The sequence below is a fragment of the Streptomyces xylophagus genome, from assembly GCF_000716435.1.
Lineage (GTDB): Bacteria > Actinomycetota > Actinomycetes > Streptomycetales > Streptomycetaceae > Streptomyces > Streptomyces xylophagus.
Genome location: NZ_JNWO01000020.1, coordinates 1 through 25,071 on the forward strand (window position 1 = coordinate 1; position 25,071 = coordinate 25,071).

A 25,071-nucleotide genomic window follows, 5' to 3' on the forward strand; every position below is an offset into this window, starting at 1 on the left:
GGTCAGTCGAGAGGTCGCCGTCCAAACCTTTCCCGCCTACCCGCCCGTTTACTGTCGGTTAAAAGGTGGACCTCCAAAACGCCCGAGACGGGTGGGTGGGAAAGTAGTTGGCTCAGCCTCGGCGGCGGCGCGCTGTCAGTACCGCTCCCCCGCCCACCGCCAGCAACAACACCGCCCCGCCCGCGACATACGGCGTCATGGAGCTACCCCCCGTCTCGGCCAACCCCGCCTCCGCCGGAGCGCCCTGCGGCTTCACATCGGGGGCGGGGTCGGCAGGCGGTGCCGAGGCGACCTCGGGTGACTCGCACGTCGCCTGCGCCAAAGTCACCGTGCCCTCCACGTCGGCAACGTTCAGCTTCAACGGGTTGACGGAGACCTTGAGTTCGAGCGCGGTCGCAGCCGCCGTACGGGACGTGGTCGAGGTCTTGGACAAGTCGAGGCGGACCGAACCGACCCCCGGCACCTGAACCTCCGTAGGACCACTCGCGGTCACCGTGACCCGCTTGCCGAGCACCGTCACCGCCCCGGGCAGATGCGACGTGGCGACGGGTGCCTTCCCCGCCTCGCACGTCGCCTTGGACGTGACCGCGTCGACCTCGATGAGCGAGAGCAACGGCAACCCGGGCACATGGAGGCGGACATGGGCGAGGTCGGTGTATCCCTCGGCCTTCGTCGCCGACACCGTCGCCTTCGCCGTGGCGACGTCCGCGCCGAGCACACTGAACGGACGGCCACCGTTCACCCCGTCCAACTGGGCGGTGAGCGCGGTCTTTTCGGCGCTCTGCGGTGCCTGGACCTCGTTGAGGGAGACCGCGAGCGGGACGTCCACGGTCTTGTTGAGCAGGGACACGTCGAGCCCGGTACGCAGTACGACGGCGCTCGCGCGACCCTGGTCGGTGGTCGCGTGGGCGGACCCCGCGCCGGCCAGCGCCACGGGACCGGCGGCGAGAGCGGTGGCCGTGGCCACGGTGGCCCAACGGCGTGCGGGCATGCGGAAGTTGGTGCCGTTCAAGGTGTGGGACCCCCAGAAGAGACATGCTTGGGACCCGGTAAGAATTACCCACGAAGGGTGAACCGTCAGCGATCCCGCGTCACTTCACCCCATCGTGGGTTTTCCGTGAACGTATTCGAATCGGCTGGCGACTATTCGACCACCAGCCCGTTCAGCACCACCCGTCGCGGCGACGCGAGCACGCGCACATCGGCGCGCGGGTCGGTCTCGTAGACGACGAAGTCCGCCGATGCGCCCTCCTCCAGCCCGGGCCGCCCGAGCCACCGCCGCGCGCCCCACGCGGTCGCCGACAGCGCTTCTACGGCCGGGATGCCGGCGGTGACCAGTTCGGCGACCTCGGCGGCGACCAGGCCGTGGGCGAGGGAGCCGCCGGCGTCCGTGCCGACGTAGACCGGGACGCCCGCGTCGTAGGCGGCGCGGACGGTGTCGTAGCGGCGCTCGTGGAGTCGGAGCATGTGGGCGGACCAGCTGGGGTACTTGCTCTGGCCGCCGGCAGCGAGGTGCGGGAAGGTCGCGATGTTGACGAGGGTCGGGACGATCGCCACGCCCCGTGAGGCGAACAGCGGGACGAGGTCCTCGGTGAGGCCGGTCGCGTGCTCGATGCAGTCGATGCCCGCCTCGACCAGGTCGCGCAGCGCGTCCTCGGCGAAGCAGTGCGCGGTGACGCGCGCGCCGAGTCGGTGGGCCTCGGCGATGGCCGCGTCCACCGCTTCGCGCGGCCAGCAGGCGGAGAGGTCGCCGAGGTCGCGGTCGATCCAGTCGCCGACCAACTTGACCCAGCCGTCGCCGCGTTGGGCTTCCCGGCCGACGTAGGCGACGAGTTCGTCGGGCTCGATCTCGTGGGCGAAGTTGCGGATGTAGCGGCGGGTGCGGGCGATGTGTTTGCCGGCGCGGATGATCTTCGGGAGGTCTTCTCGGTCGTCGATCCAGCGGGTGTCCGAGGGTGAGCCTGCGTCGCGGAGCAGGAGGGTGCCGGCGGCGCGGTCGGTGAGGGCCTGTTTTTCGGCGGTGTCCTCGTCAACGGGGCCGTGGGTGCCGAGGCCTACGTGGCAGTGGGCGTCGACCAGGCCGGGGAGGGTCCAGCCCTCGACCGTACGGATGTCGCGGGCGTCGACGGGGTGGTCGTAGGAGATGCGGCCGTCGATGACCCAGAGTTCGTCGCGGATGTCCTCCGGTCCCACAAGGACCCGGCCCTTTACGTGCAGCACGGCTTGATCGCTCATGGGACGCACGATAGTTCGTCGGGTGCGGGTCCGATGTGGCTGGTCGCGCAGTTCCCCGCGCCCCTTAGGGGGCGCTGCCCTCGTCGTCCACTTCAGCCATCGCCGGGTCCAGTAGCCGGGACAAGAAATGGCGGGTTCGATCGTGCTGCGGGTTGGTGATGACCCGGTCCGGCGTGCCGTCCTCGACGATCACTCCGCCGTCCATGAAGACCACCCGGTCGGCCACCTCACGTGCGAACGTCATCTCGTGGGTGACCACCATCATGGTCATGCCCTCGTTCGCGAGCATCCGCATGACCGCCAGGACATCGCCCACCAGCTCGGGGTCGAGTGCCGAGGTCGGTTCGTCGAAGAGCATCACCTCGGGGTCCATCGCCAACGCCCGGGCGATCGCGACGCGTTGCTGCTGGCCGCCGGAGAGGGAGGCGGGGTAGGCGGTGGCCTTCTCGGACAGGCCCACGCGGCGCAGGTTCTCGACGGCCACCTTCGCCGCCTCCGCCTTGTCCCGGCGCAGGACCCGGCGTTGGGGCAGGGTGAGGTTCTCGGTGACGGACAGGTGCGGGAAGAGGTTGAACTGCTGGAAGACCATGCCGATACGGCGGCGTACGGCGTCGATGTCTACATCGGGATCGGTGATCTCGGTGCCGCCGACGAACACCCGTCCCTTGGTGGGTTCTTCGAGCAGGTTCACGCAGCGCAGCAGGGTCGATTTGCCGGAGCCGGAGGGGCCGATGACGCACACGACCTCGCCCTGTCCGATCTCCAGGTCGATGCCGCGCAGCACCTCGTTGGTGCCGAACGACTTGTGCAGGTCCCTGACTTGGATCTCCGGTGGGGTGCTGCTCGTGCTCATCGGATCGCCTCCCCCGTCTTCGTCTCCATGCGGCGCACCACGAAGCTCAGCGGGATCGTGACGAGGAGATAGCACAGGCCCGCCACCAGGATCGGCGTGGAGTTGGCCGTCGTACTCGCCAAGTCGCGCCCGTATTTGGAGAGTTCACGCTCCTCCAGGGTGACGCCGAGGAACAGGACCAGGGAGGAGTCCTTGAAGAGGAGGACGAGTTCGTTGGTCAGGGGAGGGAGGATGATCCGGAACGCCTGGGGGATGATGATCGAGAGCATGGCCCGGGCCTGCGAGAAGCCGAGCGAGCGGGCCGCCTCCAACTGCCCCTTGGGGACCGCCTGGATGCCCGCTCGGATCGTCTCCGCCATGTACGCGGCCGACACCAGGCCGAGGGCGAGGGCGACCTTGCCGTACGTTCCGCCGACGATCTCCGTGCCGGGGAAGGCGAGCGGCACGGCGACACCGACGAAGATGAAGATCAGCAGGGCGGGCAGGCCGCGGAAGATCTCGATGTAGATGCCGGCCAACCAGCGGTAGGGGCCTACGGACGACAGCCTCATCAGCGCGACGACCATGCCGAGGACGAGGCCGAAGACGAAGCCGGACAGGGTGTAGAGCACGGTGTTCTTGAGCGCGAGGGTGATGACGTCCGGGAACATCTGCTTGGCGATGCTCCACTGCGCGAACTGGTTCTTCAGGCGGCCCCAGTCGGCGGTGACCGCGAAGGCGATCACCGCGGCGAGGAACACGGCGTACTGCGCGCCTTGGGACAGCCTGCGTCGCTGACGGCGGGTCAGGCCCTTTGCCCTCGGCTGGAGTTGAAGGTCTGGCGTCATGAGGCCGAGGGTGAGGGCGATGCGGCTGTGGCGTCGTAGGGGCCGATCCACTTCTCGTACAGCTTCTTGTACGTGCCGTCCGCCTTCGCGTCCTTGATCGCCTTGTTGATGGCGGCGAGGAGCTCGGTGTTGCCCTTCTTGACCGTGAAGCCGTACTGCTCACCGGTGTTGAGGTTGTCGACGACCTGGAAGGCGTCGGCGTTGGCCTTGGTCTTGAGCCAGCCCTGGACGACCGGGTAGTCGATGATGACGGCCTGGACCTGGCCGGTGCGCAGGCCGTTGAGGACGGCGTCGGAGGACTCGAAGGAGACGGGGTCGAAGCCCTTGCTCTTGGCGTAGTCCTCGCCGGTGGTCTGTGCCTGGGCGCCGAGCTTCTTGCCCTTGGTCTTCACGTCGGCGAGGGAGGTGATCCCGCTCTTCTTGTCGACGAGGACGGCCTGGGTGGCGTCGAAGTACGGGTCGGAGAAGTCGACGTTCTTCTTGCGCTCGGCGGTGATGGTCATGCCGGCGGCGGCCAGGTCGCACTCGTCGGCGTTGAGGAAGGCGCCGGTCTTGAAGTTCTCGAAGGGGGTGTCGAGGATCTTCTGCTTCACCCCGAGGTTCTTGGCGACCAGGTCGATGAGGGAGACGTCGAAGCCCTGCACCTTGCCGTCGATCTCGGACTGGAAGGGCGGGTAGGGCAGGTGCGTGCAGGTGGTGAGCCGGCCGGCCTTGACGAGTTCGACGCCACCGGCGGCGGTCTTCGAACCGCTGCCGCCGCTGTCGCTCGACGTGCAGCCGGCCACGAGGACGAGTGCGAGTGCGGCCGTCGCGGTGGTGGCGGCCAGGGTGCGGGCCCGGCGGCCGAGGAGCGTGTTCACGGAGGCCTCCTGTGACGGAACTGTGGCTTCCGATTATTCGGAGGAGCGGGGCGGCCCGCTCGTGGTGAGGTGCCGGGCAGGGGGCCGTACGGGCTAAGAAGTCGCCGGTCAGAGGGGGCTCAGGGGCGCCGGTTACGCTCGTTCCACCGATCCCCGGGACGCCTTCGGTCCCCGCGAGTGAAAGAGCACCGCCGTGACACACCCCTTCCTCGACCTGGCCCCGCTGAGCGCCGCGCACTTCGCCGCGATCGAGGACCGGGTGGCCCGGCTGCTCGGCACCGAGCAGGATGTCGTGATCATGCAGGGTGAGGCGTTGTTGCCGCTGGAGGGCGCGATCCGCTCGACGGCCGGTCCGGGCACGGTCGCGCTGAACGTCATCACCGGCCCCTACGGGCAGACCTTCGGGAACTGGCTGCGGGACTGCGGCGCCGAGGTGATCGACCTCTCCGTCCCCTTCCACACGGCGGTGACCGCCGACCAGATCCGGGAGGCCTTCGCCGAGCGCCCCGAGATCGACTTCGTGTCCCTCGTCCACGCGGAGGCGGCGACCGGCAACACCAACCCGGTCGCGGAGATCGGCGAGGTCGTGCGCGCGCACGGCGCCCTCTTCTACCTCGACGCGGTGGCCTCCATCGGCGCGGAGCCGGTGCTGCCGGACGCGTGGGGTGTCGACCTGTGCGTGATCGGGGCGCAGAAGGCGATGGGCGGGCCCGCGGGTGTGTCGGCGGTGTCGGTGAGCGAGCGGGCGTGGGCCCGGATGCTCTCCAACCCGGGGGCGCCGCGCCGCTCGTACCTCTCCCTCCTGGACTGGAAGGAGCGCTGGGTGGACGCCGGCCGCAAGACCCTCCTGCACGCACCGGCACAGCTGGAGATGCTGGCGCTGGAGGCGTGTGTCGAGCGCATCGAGTCGGAGGGCCTGGACGCGGTGATGCGCCGCCACGCCGTCGCGGCCGCGGCGACGCGAGCGGGTGCGGTCGCCCTGGGCGGCGGCCTCGAACCCTACGTCCACGAGGCCTCCGAGGCCGCCCCCGTCGCTACGACGCTCAGGACACCGCCGGGTGTCGTGGCCTCGGAGCTGGTGACCCGGGCCCTGTCCTCGGACCCCGCCCTGCCGCTGGCCGCGGGTGGGGGCGCCCTGGCGAAGGAGATGATCCGGGTCAACCACTACGGGGTGGACGCGACGGTGGGGGCGGTGCAGGGCTCCTTGGCAGCGCTGGGCGCGGCGCTGGCCGAGCTAGGGGTGTCGGTGGATCCGGAGGGGGCTCGGGCCGCTGTGGAGAGTGCGTGGCGATAGTCGCCCGCATCTAATTCCGATGTAATCGCATGTAATTGCAGGGGAATTTCTCCACCGCTTTTGCGGGCAGCTTCCCATTTCCTTCTGCCCGATTTCCGGGCACCCAAACGCAAACAATTCGCGTAGATCTCGTGAGGGTTACACCCTTGTGACCCGTTACACAGGGCGCCCGGTTTGCCTTTTATCTGCGGGTCAAAGTCTGACATAAGGCACGCCTACACACGCGTGATAACACGTCCCGGTCTCAGACGTAACCCCGCTCCTCCATGCAATTTCGAATTTCCCTCGGTAAATTCAATTCGCATGACTGCCACCCAAGCAGACCTGCACATCGACCGCCCCACGGTGGCCGACGGCTCCGTGTTGTGGCGTATCGCCAAGGACTCGGGCGCCCTCGACCTGAACTCGTCGTACAGCTATCTCCTGTGGTGCCGGGACTTCGCCGGTACCTCGGTCGTCGTGCGGGACGAGCGCGGCGAACCGGTCGGGTTCGTCACCGGGTATGTGCCGCCGGACCGGCCGGGCACCCTGCTCGTGTGGCAGGTGGCCGTCGACGCCGCGCAGCGTGGCCGCGGGCTGGCCGCGCGGATGCTCGACGGGCTCACCGCGCGGGTCGCCGCCGAGTACGGGGTGACCGAGATCGAGACCACGATCTCGCCCGGCAACACCGCCTCCGAGCGGCTCTTCGCGTCGTACGCGGAACGCCACGGCGCCGCCGTCGACCGCACGGTCCTGTTCGAGGCCGGTGACTTCCCGGACGGGCCGCACGACCCCGAGGTGCTGTACCGCATCGGCCCGTTGAGAGTCCAAGACGCATCGGACCGCTGAGTCTCCGAGATCCCGGTTCTCTCTCCCGTTTTCAGTTCTTCCGCACGCCTCACACCCCCACACCGAGGAGCGATTCGCGTGACCATCACCCAGCCCGATCTCAGCGTCTTCGAGACCCTGGAGTCAGAGGTCCGCAGCTACTGCCGCGGCTGGCCCACCGTCTTCGACCGGGCCCGGGGCAGCCGTATGTACGACGAGGACGGCCACGCCTACCTCGACTTCTTCGCGGGTGCCGGCTCGCTCAACTACGGGCACAACAACCCTGTCCTGAAACGGGCGTTGATCGACTACCTGGAGCGCGACGGCGTCACCCACGGGCTCGACATGTCGACCAGTGCGAAGCGCGCGTTCCTGCAGACCTTCCAGGACCTCGTGCTGCGCCCGCGCGATCTGCCGTACAAGGTGATGTTCCCGGGCCCGACCGGCACCAACGCCGTTGAGTCCGCACTGAAGTTGGCGCGGAAGGTGAAGGGGCGCGAGTCGATCGTGTCGTTCACCAACGCCTTCCACGGGATGTCGCTGGGGGCGCTGGCCGTGACCGGCAACGCCTTCAAGCGGGCCGGGGCCGGCATTCCGCTGGTGCACGGCACGCCGATGCCGTTCGACAACTACTTCGACGGACAGGTCCCCGACTTCCTGTGGTTCGAGCGGCTGTTGGAGGACCAGGGCTCCGGCCTCAACAAGCCCGCCGCCGTGATCGTCGAGTCCGTGCAGGGCGAGGGCGGCATCAACGTCGCCCGCCCCGAATGGCTGCGCGCGCTCGCCGAGTTGTGCGAGCGCCAGGACATGCTGCTGATCGTCGACGACATCCAGATGGGCTGCGGACGGACCGGCGCGTTCTTCTCCTTCGAGGAGGCAGGGATCGTGCCGGACATCGTGACCGTGTCCAAGTCCATCAGCGGGTACGGCCTTCCGATGTCGCTGTGCCTGTTCAGGCCCGAGCTGGACATCTGGGAGCCGGGCGAGCACAACGGCACCTTCCGGGGCAACAACCCGGCGTTCGTCACCGCCACCGCCGCCCTGGAGACGTACTGGGCGGACGGGTCCGCGATGGAGAAGCAGACCCGGACCCGCGGTGAGCAGGTCGAGCAGGGGCTGATCTCCATCACCGAGGAGAACCTCGCCGACGTCAAGGAGTACCGGGGGCGCGGGCTGGTCTGGGGCATCGAGTTCAAGGACCCGGAGCGTGCGGGCCTGATCTGCCGTCGCGCCTTCGAACTCGGGCTGCTCGTCGAGACGTCGGGGCCGCAGGGCGAGGTCGTGAAGCTGCTGCCCGCGCTGACCATCACGCCTGAAGAGCTGGACGAGGGGCTCAGCATCCTCGCCCGCGCCGTGCGCGAGACCGTCTGAACAGCCTGACCCACCCCGATCATCTGACACCACGTCAAGGAGGCATCGCCACACCGTGATTGTTCGTTCGTTCAAGGAACTCGAAGGCACCGACCGGCACATCAAGGCCGCGTCCGGCACCTGGGAGAGCAAGCGCATCGTCCTCGCCAAGGAGCGGGTCGGCTTCTCGGTCCACGAGACCGTCCTCTACGCGGGCACGGAGACGTCGATGTGGTACGCGAACCACATCGAGGCCGTCGTCTGCGTCGAGGGCCACGCCGAACTCACCGACAACGAGACCGGGCAGACGTACACGATCACGCCCGGGACCATGTACCTCCTCGACGGGCACGAGCGGCACACGATGCGGATCAAGGAGGACTTCCGCTGCATCTGTGTCTTCAACCCGCCCGTCACCGGACGGGAGGACCACGACGAGAACGGCGTCTACCCGCTGCTCACCGAACCCGAGGAGGTGTGACGAGCATGACGACCACCGTCACCGGCGTCACCGATCTGTACCCCAGCCGCGGCACCACCGAGGTGTCCGTCCCGCGCCAGGACCCCGTCGTCTGGGGCGCCCCCGACACTCCCGGTCCGATCGGTCCGATCCCGGCCGGTGACCTCCAGGCGTTCGAGCGCGACGGCTTCCTCGCCATGGAGGAACTGCTCGGGGACGACGAAGTCGGCGTCTACCGGCGGGAGTTGGAACGGCTTGTCGCCGACCCCGCGATCCGGGCCGACGAGCGGTCGATCGTCGAGTCGAAGTCCATGGAGATCCGGTCCGTCTTCGAAGTGCACCGGATCAGCGAGGTGTTCGCGCGGCTCGTGCGCGACGAGCGGGTCGTCGGGCGGGCCCGGCAGATCCTCGGCTCGGACGTGTACGTCCATCAGTCCCGGATCAATGTGAAGCCCGGCTTCGGGGCCAGTGGCTTCTACTGGCACTCCGACTTCGAGACCTGGCACGCCGAGGACGGTCTGCCGAACATGCGCACCGTGTCCGTGTCGATCGCGCTCACCGAGAACCACGACACCAACGGCGGACTCATGATCATGCCGGGCTCGCACCGGACGTTCCTCGGCTGCGCGGGCGCGACGCCCGAGGACAACTACCGCCAGTCGCTGCAGATGCAGGACGCGGGCACGCCCTCGGACGAGGCGCTGACCGACATGGCCTCCCAGTACGGCATCAAGTTGTTCACCGGCAGGGCCGGTTCGGCGACCTGGTTCGACTGCAACTGCATGCACGGTTCCGGTGACAACATCACGCCGTTCCCGCGCAGCAACGTCTTCATCGTGTTCAACAGCGTGGAGAACAAGGCAGTCGAGCCGTTCGCCGCGCCTGTGCGGCGGCCCGAGTTCATCGGGGCGCGGGACTTCACGCCGGTGAAGTGACCCGTCGCCCGTCGCCGTGTCCCTCGCGGCGTCAGCCGCCCAGGACATCCAGGAGGCGGTCGACGTCCTGCGGGGTGTTGTAGAGGTGGAACGCGGCGCGCAAGTTCCCTGCGCGGTCGGAGACTTCGACTCCGGCCGCGCTCAACTCGCCCTGCCTCCGCCCGAGTCCGGGCACCGACACGATCGGTGAACCCGGGGACGCGACCGGCTCGTGGCCGAGGGTGGCCAGGCCCGCGCGGAAGCGGTCGGCGAGGGTCAGGTCGTGGGTGCGGATCGCGTCGGTGCCCAACTCCTCCAACAGCGCGAGCGAGTGGCGGGCGCCGGCGTAGGAGAAGAGGGCCGGGCTCACGTCGAACCGGCGGGCGGAGTGGGCGAGTTCCTCCACCGGGCCGTAGCAGCTGTCCCAGGGGGCCTCGCCCGCCACCCAGCCGGCGAAGATCGGGTTGAGGTCGCCGAGGTCCCGTGGGGTGACCAGGAAGGCGACCCCTCGGGGGCAGAAGAGCCACTTGAAGCCTGCGGCGGCCACGTAGTCGTAGGCGTCCGCGTCGAGGTCCAGCCAACCGGCCGCCTGCGATGCGTCGACGTATGTGCGTGTGCCGTGTTCGTGCGCTGCGGCTCGGATCGCCGGCAGGTCGGCGATCCTGCCGTCCGCCGACTGGGCCGCGCTGACCGCCACGAGGGTGGTGCCGGGGCGTATCGAGTCCGCGATGCGTTCCAGCGGGGCGCTGCGGATCTTGAGGTCGGCGCGCATGTGGAAGGGGTTCACCACCGAGCTGAAGTCGGCCTCCGCGGTGAGGACTTCGGCGCCGGCGGGCAGGGAGGCGGCGATCAGGCCGCTGTAGACCGCTACGGACGCACCGGCCGCCACCCGGTCGACCGGCACGCTCGTCAGGCGGGCGAAGGCGGCGCGGGATGCCTCCACGTCGTCGAACATGTCGGTCGGCGTGCCGATCGCGGCCGCCTCTATGGCGGTGCGCATGGCGGTGACGGTGCGGGTCGGGAGGAGGCCGGTGCTCGCGGTGTTGAGGTAGGTGTTCCTCGGGGCGAACTCGGCGCGGACGAGGCTCTCCAAGGTCTCCATGGGACCACTCTGCGGCTCCATGGAGTCCTCGTCCATTGCGGGTTTTTGCCTGGATCCCCTAAGGAACGCTTATGGATCAGGCCTGAGCTGCGGGTTTCAGGTCTGCGGTACCGCGCAGCCGTCGGGGCCGCAGGCCTCGGCTCCGCCGTCGGCGTCGATCAGCTTGAGCGGCTTGTGTTCGCCCCATGCCTGGGTCAACGCTTGGGCGAAGACCTCGGCGGGCTGGGCGCCGGAGACGCCGTACTTGCGGTCCAGGACGAAGAAGGGGACGCCGTTCGCGCCCAGCTCGGCGGCCTCGCGCTCGTCGGCACGGACGTCGTCGGCGTATGCGGTGGGGTCGGACAGCACCTTGCGGGCGGCTTCCGCGTCCAGGCCTGCGGTGGTCGCCAGTTCGACGAGGCGCTCGTCGTCACCGAAGACGGAGCGTTCCTCGGCGAAGTTCGCCTTGTACAGCGCCTGGATCAGTTCGTCCTGGCGGCCGTGCTCCTTGGCGAAGTGGAGGAGGCGGTGCATGTCGAAGGTGTTGCCGTGGTCGCGGTCGCGGGTGCGGTAGTCGAGGCCTTCGGCGGCGGCCTGGGCGCCGAGGTTGTCCTCGCCGGCCTGCGCCTGTGCCTCGCTCATGCCGTACTTCTTGGTGAGCATCTTGAGCACGGGCTGGATGTCGGTCTTGGCGCGGCCCGGGTCGAGCTCGAAGGAGCGGTGCACTACCTCGACGCCGTCGCGGTGCGGGAAGGCTTCGAGGGCCTTCTCGAAGCGGGCCTTGCCCACGTAGCACCAGGGGCAGGCTATGTCCGACCAGATCTCGACGCGCATTCTTCGGCTCTTTCCAGGGCGTGCGGGCGGGAGGGGAGGGGTCCTCCGTCTCCCCCGTGAACGTTCAAGCAGCTTGGTTCATTCCCTGGTGCGGCTTTGTGGGGGTGCGGCTTTGCGCCTGCGGTGCGGTGGTGGGTCGGGGCCGCGCCGGGGGGTGTCCGTCCTCGGAACGGCGCGGAATCGGTCGCCTACCAACGTGGCCGTGTTGACGCGCCAACCGCTGCGGGCGGACACCCCCCGACACGGCCCCTTCTCGCCGTACGCGGGTGCGGGCCGCCTCGCGCTATGTGTTCAGGGGGCGCCTCGCGCTACGTGGTCAGGGGCAGGGTCATGCTCAGGTGGTGGCTGTCGTCCGGTGGGTCCGTTGTCCAGCCCTGACGGGTGTAGAAGGCCTGGGCTCGTTCGTTGTCTACGTGGACGTCGAGTACGGCTGTGTGGCGGGCTTCTGCTCGCCATTGTTCGACGCAGGCCTTGTGCAGGGCCGTGCCCAGGCCGGCGCGCCAGTGGTCGGGGTCTACGTGGAACTGGAAGAGCTTGACCGTTTCTGCCGGGCCCTCCTCCGGGGTGCGGAAGGAGGCTATGGCGACGATGTGGCCCTGTTCGATCAGGCAGAGAACCTGGGCGTCGGGGCGCTCGATGACGCCCTGCCATGCGGCCAACCAGTCCATTCCGTCGTCCGGGACGCCCTCCGGGTAGTACGTCGCCCGGGCCCGTGCGTGCAGGGCTGCGACGCTCTTCGCCTCGGCGGGCAGGGCGGTTCTGATCATCCGGGATTCGTTGGCGCGGTCTCCGATCATGCAAGCGATGACGTGACGGCGGTTGCTTCGGTTCCTAGGCGGGTGAACTGGGTGCGGTAGGCGCTCGGGGTGAGGCCGGTGCGGCGGACCAGGTGGGCGCGGAGGGAGTCCGCGGTGCCCAGGCCGGAGGCGCGGGCCAGCTGGTCCATGGGGAGGGTGGTGGTCTCCAGGAGTTCCTTGGCGCGCTCGATGCGCTGGTGGAGGAGCCATTGGAGGGGGCTTACGCCGCTCTCCGCGTGGAAGCGGCGGGTGAGGGTGCGGACGCTGACGCCGGCGTGCCGGGCCAGGTCGGTGAGGGTGAGCGGCTTGTCGAGGTTGCGCATGGCCCAGCCGCGCGTGTCGGCGCAGGCGGTGCCCCGCTCGGGCGGGAGGGGGGTCTGCGTGAACTGGGTCTGGCCGCCCGGGCGTACGGGGGCGACGAGGGCCAGGCGGGCCACCTCGTTGGCCACGGCAGCGCCGTAGTCGGTGCGGATGATGTGCAGGCAGAGGTCGATGCCGGCGGCGTATCCGGAGGCTGTCAGGAACTGGCCGTCCTGGACGTAGAGGACGTCACCGGTGAGGTCGACCTCCGGATAGCGCCTGCGCAGTTCCTCCGCCTGGTTCCAGTACGTCGTGGCCCGGCGGCCGTCCAGGAGTCCCGCCTCGGCCAGGGCGAACGCGCCGCTGCAGATGGACGCGATGCGCTTGCCCTCGGCGGCGGCCTCGCGGAGGGCGGTCACCGTACGTGGGTCCGGTGTGTACCGGTGGCCCGTGCCGACGACGAGGACCATGTCCGCGTCCCCTACGACGTCGAGGCCGTGCCGTATGTGCAGGTCGAGGCCGCCCGTGGTGGGGACGGGGCCCGGTTCCGGGGCGCAGATGATCGTCTCGTAGCCCGGCTCCCCGTCGATCTCCACCCGGTCGAACAGCAGCTCCGGGATGGCCAGGTTGAACATCGAGACAGGGGTCGCCGCGACGACTGCGACCCGACGGGGGTGGGGGTAGGGGCCGAGGTGGGGGGGGCATGGCCAGAACCTCCGGACGTATGGCATTCCGGTCACTACTGTACGGCGTCATCTGTCCGCAGCATGGGGACATGCCAACCAACACCATCCAACTCAAGCCCCGGGCAGGTGGTTTGACCTCCTCGTCCCCCGCCCTCACCCTCACCGCCGCCCTCCTCGGCTTCGCGCTCATCACCCTCGACGCGTCCGTGGTGAACGTGGCGTTGCCGTCGATCGGGCACGCGTTCGGTGGCGGGATGTCGGGGCTGCAGTGGGTGGTCGACGCCTACACGTTGTCCTTCGCGGCCCTGATGCTGTCCACCGGCGCCTTCGCGGACCGGGTCGGGGCAAGCCGTGCGTACGCGATCGGCATCGCGGTCTTCGCCCTTGCCTCGGCGGCCTGCGGCCTGGCTCCGGATCTGAGCGTGCTGATCGGCGCGCGCGTGCTTCAGGGAGTGGCAGCGGCCGTGGTCCTTCCCGCGTCGCTCTCCCTCGTACGGCAGGCCTATGCCGAACCCGCCAAGCGGGCGCGGGCGGTGGCCAGTTGGGCGGCGGGCGGCTCGGTGGCGGTGGCCCTGGGGCCGGTGGCCGGGGGTGCGCTGACCACGGTCTGGGACTGGCGGGGCATCTTCTTCATCAACCTGCCGCTGGGCGCGGTGGCGTTGGTGTTGCTGGTCCGGGCGCCGCGCTCGGAGCGCCGGCCGGCGCCGTTGGATCTGCCGGGTCAGGTGGCTGCGGTGGTGATGCTCACGGCCGTGACGTTCGCGGTGATCGAGGGCGGGGCCACGGGAGTTGTGGCTCTGCTGGTCGCGGTCGTCTCGGGCGCGGTCTTCGTCCGGGTCGAACTGCGGCAGGCCCATCCGGTGGTGCCGCTCGGTCTGTTCCGCAGTCGTGCGGTGTCCGTGGCGGTCGCGGCGGGTGCCGCGTGCAGTGTCGCCTTCTACGGCGTGATCTTTCTCTTCTCGCTGTTCTTCCAACAGGTGCAGGGGCGTTCGGCGTTGTACGCCGGGCTGATGTTCCTGCCGATGACCGGTCTGATCTCCGTGACGAACGTCCTGGCGGGCAAGCTGGCGGGGCGCTACGGGGCCCGGGTGCCGATGGTCGTCGGGCAGGTGCTGGCCGCGATGGGCGCGCTCGTCCTGCTGTACGTCGACGCGGGCACGCCCCCGCTCCTGGTGGCCCTGCTCCTCGTACCGATGGCCCTCGGCTGTGCCCTGACGGTCCCGCCGCTGACCGCCGTGATGATGGACGCGGTGCCTGCCGAGCGGGCCGGGCTGGCGGCCGGTGTGCTCAACGCTGCGCGGCAGGTGGCGGGGGGCCTGGGGATCGCGGTCTTTGGTGTGTTGGTCTCCGGTGGATTCACCGAGGGGCTGCGGGAGAGCCTCGCGATCAGCGCGGCCCTCTTCGCGGTGACGGCCTTCCTCAGCTTCCGTCTCTCAGGTCGTTCGGCCAGCTCGGACGGAACTCGATGTGGTCGTACGTGACGACACACCCCTCCCCCATCGGCGACTGCGTCATGAAGCCGACCAGGGCCGCGTCCGTCTCCTTCTCGTCGCCAAGGGTGAAGAGCCGGATGAAGGTCCAGCGCTTGCCGTCGCGGGAGGCGTGGAAGGCGAAGGCGCGGCCTGTGCGGCTCACTCGTAGCCATACCGAACTGCCTTCGACCGAGAAGGAGTTGGCGTCGTCCGAATGCCCTCGGGTGACCACCGTGCAGACGGTCGGCACATCGGGCGAGTACTCCAGGCAGAGCTTGGCCCAGGCCCGCTCCCCGACATGGACGTACAGCACCCCGGCATCGAACGACCCCGCGAACCCGACGGTGACGCGAGCGATCAGCTGGAAGTCCCCGTGCGGCGCCCCGAGAAGACGGGGTGCATCGGAGGCGGGGTCCAGCCCCTCCCCGGTGGGCGGCACAAACCGGTCCTGGCGAGGGCCCGCCCACCCCGTGAGCACACCGTCCTCGTAGGACCAGTGCCCGTCGGGCCCATAAGTACGGAGGGGAAAGGGCAGTTGGGAGAGTTCCAAGTCCATGCACGCATCATCTCAGGACCACTTACGTAGGGGCGCGGGGAACTGCGCGACCAGCCACAGCGGACCGGCACTCCGAAATCCACCGCACCCCCAACGGCGCTACCGCTCCAGGTGCCCGTCATAACGCCGAGGCAGCCCCAGCGGATTACCGTCCCGCAACTCCACCGGCAGCAACGCCTCAGGCGTGTTCTGGTAAGCAACAGGCCGCAGCCACCGCTCAATAGCCGTACCACCAACAGACGTTGACGTAGACGTCGTGGCGGGATACGGCCCCCCGTGGTGCTGGGCCGCTGCCACGGCCACCCCCGTAGGCCACGCATTCACCAACACCCGCCCGGCCAACGGCGTGAGCTCCGCGAGGATCTCCGCCCCACGCCCCTCCCCGGCCGCCTCCTCCGCCGAGAGGTGAACCGTCGCCGTGAGATTCCCCGGCAGTCGCGACAGCACCGCGTTCGCCTGCGCGTCGTCGTCGTAGCGGGCCACCACCGTGACCGGACCGAAGCACTCCTCGAGGAGCAGGTCGTACGACCCCTCCGACGCGAGCCTCTCCGCCGGCACCGTGAGGAACCCGGGGCTGACCGTGTGCTCGCTACCCGCGCCCGGGGTCACCGGCGAGTCCACGTCGGGGAGTTGGGCGCGCTCGGTGACGCCCGCGAGGAAGTTGTCGCGCATCCGGTGGTCGAGGAGGACCCCGGAGTCCGTGTTGCTGACCGCGTCGGTGAGGGACTTGACCAGGCCGTCGCCGGCGGAGCCGGACGGGACCAGGACCAGACCCGGCTTCACGCAGAACTGGCCGACGCCCAGGGTCATGGAGCCGGCGAGGCCCGTGCCGATCGCCTCGGCGCGCTCGGCCGCCGCCGCCTCGGTGATGAACACGGGGTTGAGGGAGCCGAGTTCGCCGTGGAAGGGGATCGGGACCGGCCGTGCCGCCGCCGCGTCGAACAGGGCGCGACCGCCTCGTACGGAACCGGTGAAACCGGCCGCCGAGATCAGCGGGTGCTTGACCAGTTCGACGCCCGCCTCGAAGCCGTGCACCAGGCCGAGGACGCCGGCCGGGATGCCCTGCTCGGCGGCGGCCCGGCGCAGCACGCTCGCGACCAGTTCGGACAGGCCGGGGTGGTCGGGGTGGGCCTTGACGACCACCGGGCAGCCGGCCGCCAGCGCGCTCGCGGTGTCGCCGCCGGGGACGGAGAAAGCGAAGGGGAAGTTGGAGGCCGAGTAGACGGCGACCACGCCCAGCGGCACCTTGTAGCGGCGCAGGTCCGGGATCGGCGGGGTCGCGGTGTCGTCGGGGTGGTTGATCACCACGTCCAGGAAGGCACCCTCGTCGACGATGTCTGCGAAGGCCCTCAACTGGTAGCAGGTGCGGGCGAGTTCGCCGGTCAGCCGGACCGGGCCCAGCGCGGTCTCCGCGTCGCCGACCTCGACCAGGTGGTCCTTGGCCGCTTCGAGCTGGTCGGCGGCGCCGCGCAGGAAGGCCGCGCGGACCGTGCGGTCGGCGAGGGAACCGCGCGCCGCGTACGCTGCGCGGACGGTGGCATCCACCTCCTGGGCTGTGGCCTCCACCGCAACCTGTTCCCGCTGCTTCCCGGTTCGGGGGTCGACACTCCAGACTGGTGCTGCTGCCACCGCGGGTCCCTCCACATGTAATGCCGCAGTTCTGGGTCATTCACCAGGGTCGTTCGATATGCTGAACGCTGTCTCTGATGATGAATATGCTCTCGGAGACTATTTCCCGTCGAACGAAGGGGTCAAGGGCGATGTCGGCAGGCGAGACAGGCGGCGGGGCACAGGTCAAGTCCGCGGTGCGGACGGTGGAGCTGCTCGAATACTTCGCAGGCCGGCCCGGTATGCACTCCCTCGCGGCGGTCCAGGAGGCCGTCGGTTATCCGAAGTCCAGTCTCTACATGCTGCTGCGCACGCTGGTGGAGCTGGGGTGGGTGGAGACGGACGCCACCGGCACGCGGTACGGCATCGGCGTGCGGGCGCTGCTGGTGGGCACGTCCTACATCGACGGTGACGAGGTCGTGGCGGCGGCGCGGCCCACGTTGGACCGGCTCTCCGACGACACCACCGAGACCATCCACCTCGCCCGCCTCGACGGCACGAACGTGGTCTATCTCGCCACCCGCCAGTCGCAGCACTATCTACGGCCCTTCACCCGCGTCGGCCGCCGGCTCCCCGCCCACTCGACCTCCCTGGGCAAGGCGCTGCTGAGCACCTACTCCGACGAGCAGGTCCGCAAGATGCTCCCGGAGACGCTGCCCGCGCTCACCGAGCACACGATCACCGACCGCGAGAAGCTCATCGAGGAGCTGCACCAGGTGCGGGAGCAGGGCTTCGCCGTGGACCGCGAGGAGAACACGCTGGGGCTGCGCTGCTTCGGCGTCGCGATCCCGTACCGCACCCCGGCCCGCGACGCGATCAGCTGCTCGGTGCCGGTGGCCCGGCTGACGCCTGCACACGAGCAGATGGTCAAGGACGCCCTGTTCGATGCCCGCGACCGACTGACCCTCGCCACCCGGAGGCTCTGAACTCATGCAGGTCGCGCTCCGCCCCGTCCACGACAGTGATCTGCCGGTCTTCTTCCGGCAGACGAACGACCCCGAGTCCCTTCACATGGCCGCCTTCACGCATGAGGACCCGGCCGACCGTGACGCCTTCGACGCCCACTGGAAGCGCATCCGCGCGCGGGACGACGTCCTGAATCGCACGATCCTCGTGGACGGCGACGTGGTGGGCAGCGTGGCGGTCTACGGCGCACCGGACGAGCGCGAGGTGACGTACTGGATCGACCGCGCCTACTGGGGCAAGGGCATCGCGACGGCCGCGCTGCGCGACCTGCTGGCCGAGGCGCCCGAACGCCCGGTGTACGCGCGCGTGGCGGCCGACAACGCGGGCTCGCGGCGCGTGCTGGAGAAGTGCGGGTTCCGCGTCACTGGCCATGACCGGGGGTTCGCGAACGCGCGCGGCGAGGAGATCGACGAGCTGGTGCTGACACTGGATTCATGAAGGACCGGTTCCTCATGAAGTGATCGGTGCTTCATGAGCAGTCGATGAGAAAAGCGCCGTAAGGGAACGATTCGTTCCCGTCCGGTCGTCCTTGAGTGCGGGATGAACAAGACGATCAGGCGCACCTCCGTCTTCGTACTGCTGCTGGTGTTCGCTCTCCTGGTGAGGGCGACCTGGGTGCAGTTCTACGACGGCAAGGCACTCGCGGACGACAAGGACAACCGGCGCAACGCGATCGAGACGTACGCGGACCCGCTCGGGAACATCATCGTGGCCGGGAACGCGATCACCGGCTCGGCGCGGACGGAGAGCAGCAGCGACCTCGCGTACAAACGCACCTACACGGACGGCAAGCTGTACGCGGCGGTGACGGGCTATGCCTCGCAGAGCTATGCGCCGACCCAGCTGGAGGGGATCTACGCGGATCTCCTCGACGGCACCGACAGCGGCCTGAAGACCGTCATGGACACGGTCACCGGCGAGCGGGCCGCCCCGGGCAACGTGGTCACGACGATCGACCCGGATGTGCAGAAGGCCGCGTACAACGCGCTCGGCGACAAGAAGGGTGCGGCCGTCGCGATCGATCCGACGACCGGCAAGATCCTCGCCGTCGTCTCGACTCCGTCCTACGACCCCTCGTCGCTGACCGACGCCAACACCGCCGCGTCCGCCTGGAAGCAGCTCAACGCGGACTCCGACAAGCCGTTGACCAACCGCGCGCTGCGCCAGCCGCTGCCACCGGGGTCGACGTTCAAGCTGGTCGTGGCGGCGGCAGCCCTGGAGGACGGGCTCTACTCGTCGGTGGACGAGAAGACGACCAGCCCATCGCCGTACACCCTGCCGGGCACGGTCACCCCGCTGAAGAACGAGAGTTCGTCCGCGCCCTGCACGAACGCCTCTATCCGCGTCGCGCTGCAGTACTCGTGCAACACCGTGTTCGCGAAGATGGCCGTCGACCTGGGGCAGGACAAGGTCAAGGCGATGGCCGAGAAGTTCGGCTTCAACGACGACAAGCTGGACGTCCCGGTGCGGGCGTACACGAGCGTGTACCCGTCGAACATGAACAAGTCGTCCACGGCTCTGACCGGCATCGGCCAGTACGACGTGACCGCCACCCCGCTCCAGATGGCCATGGTGTCGGCCGCTATAGCCAACGACGGGAAGCTGGTCTCCCCGCACATGGTGTCGGAGACCACCGACAGCGGCGGCGACGTGGTCCACAACTACGACGACAGTACGACCACGAAAGAGATCGTCAGCTCGCACACCGCCCAGCAGCTCCAGTCGGCGATGCAGACGGTCGTCGAGGACGGCACGGGTACGAACGCGCAGATCTCGGGCGTCACGGTGGGCGGCAAGACGGGCACCGCCCAGCACGGCGAGAACAACGACCAGTCGCCGTACGCCTGGTTCACCGCATACGGCAAGTCCGACGACACCGGGAAAGAGGTCGCCGTAGCGGTCCTGGTCGAGCAGTCGGACGCGGCAAGGTCAGAGATCAGCGGCAACGGCTTGGCGGCCCCCGTGGCCAAGGCCATGATGAAAGCGGCCTTGCAGTAACGCCGTTGTCTTTTGTCTTTTGTCTTTTAGGGGCGCGGGGAACTGCGCGACCAGCCACGACGAACCGTCAGCCGACCGCGCAGCGCCCCCTACTTCTACTTCACACCCAGAATCTGCTCCACCGGGTCGATGGCGAAGTACACGAGGAACAGCGCCGACACGCCCCACAGCAACCAGTTGACCTCCTTCGCCTTACCGAGCACCGCCTTGATCACCACGTAAGAGATGAACCCCGCCCCGATCCCGTCAGTGATCGAGTACGTGAACGGCATCGCGGCGATGGTCAGGAACGCCGGAATCGCGATCTCGTACTTGTCCCAGTCGATGTGCTTGACATGGGTCATCATCAGGAACCCAACGGCGATCAGCGCAGGCGCGGCGGCCTGCAAGGGGACGATCGTCAGCAACGGCGTAAGGAACAGCGCAAGTCCGAACAACCCACCGGTGATCAGATTCGAGAATCCGGTACGCGACCCCTCACCGACCCCCGAAGCCGACTCGATGTACGCGGTGTTGGAGGAAGCGGACCCGATCCCGCCGGCGACGGCCGCCGCACCGTCGATGAACAGGACGCGACCGATGTTCGGCACCTGACCGTCGTCGTCCAGGAGACCGGCCTCCGCGCTGATACCAACAATCGTGCCCATCGCGTCGAAGAAGTCCGACAGGATCAGCGTGAAGATCAGCAGGATCACGGTGATCGCGCCGGTCTCACCGAAGGCCCCGAACAGGCTGAAGTGACCGATGAGTCCGAAGTCGGGCGCGGCCACGATCTTGTCCGGCACCTTGGGGGTCATCAGACCCCAACTCTTGATGTCCGCCGCGGAGTTGATGATGATCGCGAGGACCGTCATCGACACGATGCTGATCAGGATCGCGCCCTTCACCTTGCGGGCGAGCAGCGCGATGGTCAGCAGTACGCCGAGACAGAACACGAGGACGGGCCAGCCGGTCAGTCTGCCGACGTCACCGAGCTGCACGGGGACCGTGGTCTGCGCGGCGTCCGGTATACGACTGACGAAGCCCGCGTCGACGAAGCCGATGAACGCGATGAACAGGCCGATGCCGACGCCGATGGCCTGCTTGAGCTGTTGCGGGATGGCGTTCATGATCGCCTCGCGCAGTCCGGTGAGGACCAGGACGCAGATCAGGACGCCCTCGATGACGACGAGGCCCATCGCGTCGGGCCAGCTCATCAGCGGCGCCAACTGGAAGGCGACGACCGCGTTGAGGCCGAGGCCCGCGGCGATGGCGAGCGGGAGGTTGCCGCCGACGCCCATGATGACGGTCATCACGCAGGCCACCAGGGCGGTGGCGGTGACCAGTTGGCCGGTGTCGAGGGTGTGGCCGAACTTGTCCTTGGCGCTGCCGAGGATGATCGGGTTCAGGACGAGGATGTAGGCCATCGTGAAGAACGTGGCGAAGCCGCCGCGTATCTCACGGCCGAAGGTGGACCCCCGTTCGGAGATCTTGAAGAACCGGTCGACGCTGTTCGCCGCCGGTGGTTCGGCACTCGGCCGGTCAGCCACCTTCTGTGACTCTGACATGCGGGTACTCCTCGTTGCCTCAATGATCGGTGCGCGGATGCTGGCTGGATTGTTCCCGCGTTGAACCTGTTTCAGGTCTTCCCCGTGTTACGGAATCGAGGTCGGCCCGCCAGACGGTGTTCGAAGGCCTGTACCAATCCCATCAGTTGATCACTGCTACGCTCCCGATCTGGTCGGGGTCCTCCCCGAATGATCACGTGTCATCTACATGACACGCACACACCACAGCGAGGAGAGGTCCGCCGTGGGCACAGTCGTCGACGACGCCGCCTCCGTGGAGTTCCACGCCTTTTTCGAACGTCACTACGCCGAACTGTCCCGGCTCGCCCACCTGTTGACGGGTGAGGCGGACGCCGCCGACGATCTCGCGGCCGACGCGCTGCTCGCGCTCTGGCACCGCTGGGACCGCGTGCGCGCCGCCGACCACCCTGCGGCCTACGCCCGTGGGGTCGTCGCCAACCTGGCCCGCACCCGGATCCGCAGCGCGGTGCGCGAGCGGCGGCGGGTCGCCCTGTTCTGGTCGCAGCGCGAGGAGAAGACCGAGAACCCGGACGTGGCCGGCGTGGTCGACGTCCAAGAGGCCTTGCGCAGACTGCCGTTCCGCAAGCGGGCCTGTGTGGTGCTGCGGCACGCGTTCGACCTGTCGGAGAAGGACACCGCGCTCGCCCTCGGTGTTTCCGTCGGTACGGTTAAGAGCCAGACGTCGAAGGGCATGGCGGAGTTGCAGCGGTTGCTCGGTCCGCAGAGCCCTCCGCTGCGGATGCACGCGACGATGGCACGCGGCGGAGAGACCGGAGGGAGGAACCGATGAGGCACCAGGACGTGCACGACGACGAGTTGATCGCCCGGCTGCACGAGGCGGCCCAGGGGCACGAACCCGACCGTTCGCGCATCCTGGCGCGGCTCGAACGCGGTATGGCCGCGCAGTCCCGCCCCGACCACCGGGCCACCCGGCCGCCCGTGTTCGGCTGGGTGCGGGTCGTCAGCGCCACGGCCGCGGTGGCGAGCGTCCTCGCGATCGGCGGCTACGCGGTGGCGTCCGCGGTGAAGAGCAACTCCCCCGCCGAGCAGACCGTGTCCGTCTCGCCGACACCGACGCCCACGCCGTCGCCGGACGCGACGAGCCGTACGCCGGTCAAACCGGTTGCCCCGACGGCGAGTTCGGGTTCCGACGGCGCCTCGCACAGCTCCCCGAAGGCGAGCACCTCGCCGACACCGTCCGCGACCGCCTCGGCCTCCACGCCCGTGCTGCCGCCCGCTTCCGGCGTCCAGGACGGCCCGCTGTGGTCGGACGGCTCGATCGATCCGGGCAGCAACGACTTCTGGGCGCAGAGCGATGTCACCCTGAAAACGACCAAGAAACTCACCTCGCTCACCGTCCAGTTGAAGGTCAAGCTGACCGGCGGGGTCAGCTCCGCGGGCGCCTGGCGCTCGCTGCCCGAGCAGGACTTCACGCAGACGGTGACGGAGCAGGACGGGTTCCTGGTCTACACCTGGGTGCTCAAGGAGGGCCGTACGGTCGCGGTCGGGGACTGGGTCTTCGCCGGGCAGTACAACCATGAGCGCGGCGGCCGGGACGCCAAGGACGACAGCTACTCGGCGGCGGCCACGGCGGCCGGCCAACAGCTGGCGGTCAAGGGCGACTTCGCGGCGCAGAAGTCGTAGCAGACGGTCGTAGAAGTTGTAGCCGTCGGTCGTAGAAAAAATCTCGGACGGGCGGCAACCCTTTCTCCGGCGGTGGCGACCAAGAGGCGCAAGGTTCCTCTCGCACGGAGTCACACGGAGCAAGTCGCTTGAGCACGCACAAGAAGCACCTCACCCGCAGGCGGGTGCTCGGGGCCTCCGCGATCGGTGTCGCCGCCACCGGCGCGGCCGTCGCGGGCGGTACCGGTCTCCTCTCTTCCGCCTCCGCCGCCGCGTTCGGTTACACCGACGACGGCTCCAACTACGTGATCACCACGGGCGGTTCGCTCGTGTTCAAGGTCTCCAAGTCGACCGGTGACCTCACGTCCCTCGCCTACAAGGGCAAGGAGTACGAGGGCTACGGCGGCAAGCACTCGCATGTCGAGTCCGGGCTCGGCGCCTCCACGGTCACCATCAAGCAGTCGGGGTCGACGATCCTGGTGAAGGTCGTGCACGGCGCGATCACCCAGTGGTACGCGGCCCGCAGCGGCGAGAACAACGTCTACCTGTGGACGAACAAGGCGGACGCCTCCTTCACCGCGACCCGGTACATCGTCCGCGTGAAGGCGGGGGTGTTCCCCAACTCCGGTTCGGACGCGTGGGATTCGACCACCGACACGATCATCGAGGCCGGTGACGTCTGGAAGCACCCCGACGGCACGACCCGCTCCAAGCACTACTCGGGCAAGCGGACCATCGACTACGACCACGTCGGCTTCACGACGGGCTCGGTCGGTCTGTGGGTCGTCCGCTCCAACCACGAGAAGGCGTCCGGCGGCCCGTTCTACCGCTCGCTACTGCGCCACTCGAACGAGGGCGGGGCCGGGCTGTACGAGATCCTGCACTACAACGAGGCCCAGACGGAGGCCGAACGCTTCGGTCTGCAGGGCCCGTTCGTGGTGGCGTTCACGGACGGCGGCACCCCCTCGTCCTCGCTCTTCGCGGCGAACCTCGACACCTCGTGGGTGGACCCGCTGGGCATCACGGGCTGGGTCGGCAAGGCGGGGCGCGGGAAGGTGGCGGGGGTCGGCCTGAAGGGCATGGACGCCAAGTACCCCTACACGGTGGGCTTTTCCAACGCGGACGCGCAGTACTGGGCGAAGGCCGCGGCCGGCACCGGCACGTTCTCCTGCAAGGGGATGCTGCCGGGGACGTACACGCTGACCGTCTTCAAGGGCGAACTGGCCGTACACACAGGGTCGGTGGCGGTGACGGCGGGCGGTACGACGTCCCTCCACACCCTGAGCATCACCGGTGACCCGTCCACCGCGTCGGCCGTATGGCGACTCGGCAACTGGGACGGTACGCCAGGGGAGTTCAAGAATGCCGAGTTGATGACGTACGCGCATCCCTCCGACGCGCGGGCGGCGAAGTGGACGGGGAACGTCACGATCGGCAGCGGAAGCGAGGCCGCGTCCTTCCCCGCGTACATCTGGCAGGACGTGAACGACGGCGTCCTGGTCTACTTCAAACTGACGGCGGCGCAGGCAGCGGCAGCGCACACACTGCGGGTGGGTGTGACGACGGCGTACGTCAACGCCCGCCCCCAAGTCACCGTGAACGACTGGGTTTCAGCTGTCCCCACCCCACCCACACAACCCTCGACGCGCGATCTCACCACGGGTTCCTACCGTGGAAACAACCACACGTTCGTTTTCAACGTCCCTTCCAGTGCGTGGAGTTCGGACACGACGAAGTACAACGTCCTGAAGATCAACGTGGTCAGTGGTTCGACGGGCTCGGCGTACCTCAGCCCGGGCACGTCGTTCGACTGCATCGACCTGCTGACCTGAGCCCCCCTCGGTCAGCAGAGCGACGCCCCCGCCGGTGACGACCGGCGGGGGCGTTGTCCCGTGACGGGCGAGAGCGGGGGCGGTGAACTGATGATGTGCGGCGCCGATTTCACCCTGCGCACCTCGCGTCTCGGGTCTCGGGTCTCGCGC

The 25,071-nt window shown here is 68.7% G+C and carries 24 protein-coding genes; 12 read left to right on the forward strand and 12 right to left on the reverse strand.

Features of this window, described 5'->3' with window-relative positions:
* Positions 1-112: 112 nt before the first annotated feature.
* The 5 genes from OO70_RS35540 to OO70_RS35560 form a co-directional block, all read right to left on the reverse strand.
* A complete protein-coding gene (locus tag OO70_RS35540) occupies positions 113-1,012 on the reverse strand; it encodes an SCO1860 family LAETG-anchored protein (RefSeq protein WP_043680726.1) in 900 nt (299 codons plus the stop codon).
* Between the two features lie 131 nt (positions 1,013-1,143).
* Positions 1,144-2,235 carry an amidohydrolase family protein gene (locus OO70_RS35545; protein WP_078651687.1) on the reverse strand — a complete coding sequence of 364 codons (1,092 nt, stop codon included), beginning with the start codon at positions 2,233-2,235 and terminating at the stop codon, positions 1,144-1,146.
* A gap of 64 nt (positions 2,236-2,299) precedes the next feature.
* Positions 2,300-3,088 carry an amino acid ABC transporter ATP-binding protein gene (locus OO70_RS35550; RefSeq protein WP_043680731.1) on the reverse strand — a complete coding sequence of 263 codons (789 nt, stop codon included), beginning with the start codon at positions 3,086-3,088 and terminating at the stop codon, positions 2,300-2,302.
* Positions 3,085-3,915: an amino acid ABC transporter permease gene (locus OO70_RS35555; RefSeq protein WP_043680733.1), complete on the reverse strand. Its 831-nt coding sequence runs from the start codon at positions 3,913-3,915 to the stop codon at positions 3,085-3,087. Before OO70_RS35555 ends, OO70_RS35550 begins: the two co-directional genes overlap by 4 nt.
* Positions 3,912-4,775, reverse strand: coding sequence for a transporter substrate-binding domain-containing protein (locus tag OO70_RS35560; RefSeq protein ID WP_043680735.1), 864 nt, complete (start codon positions 4,773-4,775; stop codon positions 3,912-3,914). Before OO70_RS35560 ends, OO70_RS35555 begins: the two co-directional genes overlap by 4 nt.
* A gap of 193 nt (positions 4,776-4,968) precedes the next feature.
* On the opposite strand from OO70_RS35560, the gene OO70_RS35565 reads away from it, so the two are divergent.
* From OO70_RS35565 to thpD, 5 genes are all read left to right on the forward strand, one after another.
* Positions 4,969-6,069 carry a pyridoxal-phosphate-dependent aminotransferase family protein gene (locus OO70_RS35565; RefSeq protein WP_043680739.1) on the forward strand — a complete coding sequence of 367 codons (1,101 nt, stop codon included), beginning with the start codon at positions 4,969-4,971 and terminating at the stop codon, positions 6,067-6,069.
* Between the two features lie 303 nt (positions 6,070-6,372).
* Positions 6,373-6,897 (forward strand): diaminobutyrate acetyltransferase, encoded by a 525-nt coding sequence (gene ectA / locus OO70_RS35570; RefSeq protein WP_043680742.1) that lies wholly within the window; start codon positions 6,373-6,375, stop codon positions 6,895-6,897.
* 78 nt (positions 6,898-6,975) lie between these two features.
* Complete coding sequence (gene ectB, locus OO70_RS35575; RefSeq protein ID WP_043680745.1) at positions 6,976-8,247, forward strand: diaminobutyrate--2-oxoglutarate transaminase; 1,272 nt, start codon at positions 6,976-6,978, stop codon at positions 8,245-8,247.
* 55 nt (positions 8,248-8,302) lie between these two features.
* Positions 8,303-8,707, forward strand: a complete 405-nt coding sequence (locus tag OO70_RS35580; protein WP_043680747.1) for an ectoine synthase — start codon at positions 8,303-8,305, stop codon at positions 8,705-8,707.
* 5 nt (positions 8,708-8,712) lie between these two features.
* Complete coding sequence (thpD, locus tag OO70_RS35585) at positions 8,713-9,621, forward strand: ectoine hydroxylase (RefSeq protein ID WP_043680749.1); 909 nt, start codon at positions 8,713-8,715, stop codon at positions 9,619-9,621.
* A gap of 31 nt (positions 9,622-9,652) precedes the next feature.
* Here the strand turns inward: thpD and OO70_RS35590 are convergent, their stop codons facing one another.
* The 4 genes from OO70_RS35590 to OO70_RS35605 all read right to left on the reverse strand — a co-directional run bounded on the left by OO70_RS35590 (position 9,653) and on the right by OO70_RS35605 (position 13,247).
* Positions 9,653-10,702: an aminotransferase class V-fold PLP-dependent enzyme gene (locus OO70_RS35590; protein ID WP_043680751.1), complete on the reverse strand. Its 1,050-nt coding sequence runs from the start codon at positions 10,700-10,702 to the stop codon at positions 9,653-9,655.
* Positions 10,703-10,798: 96 nt separating this feature from the next.
* On the reverse strand, positions 10,799-11,515 hold the full coding sequence (locus OO70_RS35595) for a DsbA family oxidoreductase (protein WP_043680752.1): 717 nt from the start codon (positions 11,513-11,515) through the stop codon (positions 10,799-10,801).
* Positions 11,516-11,823: 308 nt separating this feature from the next.
* Positions 11,824-12,312 (reverse strand): GNAT family N-acetyltransferase, encoded by a 489-nt coding sequence (locus OO70_RS35600; RefSeq protein ID WP_199827477.1) that lies wholly within the window; start codon positions 12,310-12,312, stop codon positions 11,824-11,826.
* Positions 12,309-13,247: a GlxA family transcriptional regulator gene (locus OO70_RS35605; RefSeq protein WP_043680755.1), complete on the reverse strand. Its 939-nt coding sequence runs from the start codon at positions 13,245-13,247 to the stop codon at positions 12,309-12,311. Before OO70_RS35605 ends, OO70_RS35600 begins: the two co-directional genes overlap by 4 nt.
* Before the next feature lie 140 nt (positions 13,248-13,387).
* On the opposite strand from OO70_RS35605, the gene OO70_RS35610 reads away from it, so the two are divergent.
* Positions 13,388-14,779 carry an MFS transporter gene (locus tag OO70_RS35610; protein ID WP_043680758.1) on the forward strand — a complete coding sequence of 464 codons (1,392 nt, stop codon included), beginning with the start codon at positions 13,388-13,390 and terminating at the stop codon, positions 14,777-14,779.
* On the opposite strand, the gene OO70_RS35615 is transcribed toward OO70_RS35610, so the two are convergent.
* Positions 14,718-15,326, reverse strand: a complete 609-nt coding sequence (locus OO70_RS35615) for a DUF1349 domain-containing protein (RefSeq protein WP_043680762.1) — start codon at positions 15,324-15,326, stop codon at positions 14,718-14,720. The two genes, OO70_RS35610 and OO70_RS35615, sit on opposite strands and share 62 nt — an antisense overlap.
* Before the next feature lie 99 nt (positions 15,327-15,425).
* Positions 15,426-16,955 (reverse strand): aldehyde dehydrogenase (NADP(+)), encoded by a 1,530-nt coding sequence (locus OO70_RS35620; protein ID WP_078651689.1) that lies wholly within the window; start codon positions 16,953-16,955, stop codon positions 15,426-15,428.
* Positions 16,956-17,086: 131 nt separating this feature from the next.
* On the opposite strand from OO70_RS35620, the gene OO70_RS35625 reads away from it, so the two are divergent.
* The 3 genes from OO70_RS35625 (at position 17,087) to OO70_RS35635 (ending at position 19,898) form a co-directional block, all read left to right on the forward strand.
* Positions 17,087-17,860, forward strand: coding sequence for an IclR family transcriptional regulator (locus OO70_RS35625; protein WP_019067473.1), 774 nt, complete (start codon positions 17,087-17,089; stop codon positions 17,858-17,860).
* Between the two features lie 4 nt (positions 17,861-17,864).
* Entirely contained in the window at positions 17,865-18,338 is a 474-nt protein-coding gene (locus tag OO70_RS35630; RefSeq protein ID WP_043680768.1) for a GNAT family N-acetyltransferase, read from the forward strand.
* Between the two features lie 102 nt (positions 18,339-18,440).
* Positions 18,441-19,898 (forward strand): peptidoglycan D,D-transpeptidase FtsI family protein, encoded by a 1,458-nt coding sequence (locus tag OO70_RS35635; protein WP_043680770.1) that lies wholly within the window; start codon positions 18,441-18,443, stop codon positions 19,896-19,898.
* Positions 19,899-19,993: 95 nt separating this feature from the next.
* Here OO70_RS35635 and OO70_RS35640 read toward each other — a convergent pair whose 3' ends face one another.
* On the reverse strand, positions 19,994-21,445 hold the full coding sequence (locus tag OO70_RS35640) for an NCS2 family permease (protein ID WP_043680772.1): 1,452 nt from the start codon (positions 21,443-21,445) through the stop codon (positions 19,994-19,996).
* A 244-nt stretch (positions 21,446-21,689) separates the two neighbouring features.
* On the opposite strand from OO70_RS35640, the gene OO70_RS35645 reads away from it, so the two are divergent.
* The 3 genes from OO70_RS35645 to OO70_RS35655 all read left to right on the forward strand — a co-directional run bounded on the left by OO70_RS35645 (position 21,690) and on the right by OO70_RS35655 (position 24,921).
* Positions 21,690-22,256, forward strand: coding sequence for a SigE family RNA polymerase sigma factor (locus tag OO70_RS35645; RefSeq protein ID WP_043680774.1), 567 nt, complete (start codon positions 21,690-21,692; stop codon positions 22,254-22,256).
* Positions 22,253-23,110: an RAD23 family protein gene (locus tag OO70_RS35650; RefSeq protein WP_043680777.1), complete on the forward strand. Its 858-nt coding sequence runs from the start codon at positions 22,253-22,255 to the stop codon at positions 23,108-23,110. The genes OO70_RS35645 and OO70_RS35650 overlap by 4 nt, the downstream gene beginning before the upstream one ends.
* 128 nt (positions 23,111-23,238) lie before the next feature.
* Positions 23,239-24,921 carry a rhamnogalacturonan lyase B N-terminal domain-containing protein gene (locus OO70_RS35655; RefSeq protein WP_051741949.1) on the forward strand — a complete coding sequence of 561 codons (1,683 nt, stop codon included), beginning with the start codon at positions 23,239-23,241 and terminating at the stop codon, positions 24,919-24,921.
* The last annotated feature ends 150 nt before the right edge of the window (positions 24,922-25,071 follow it).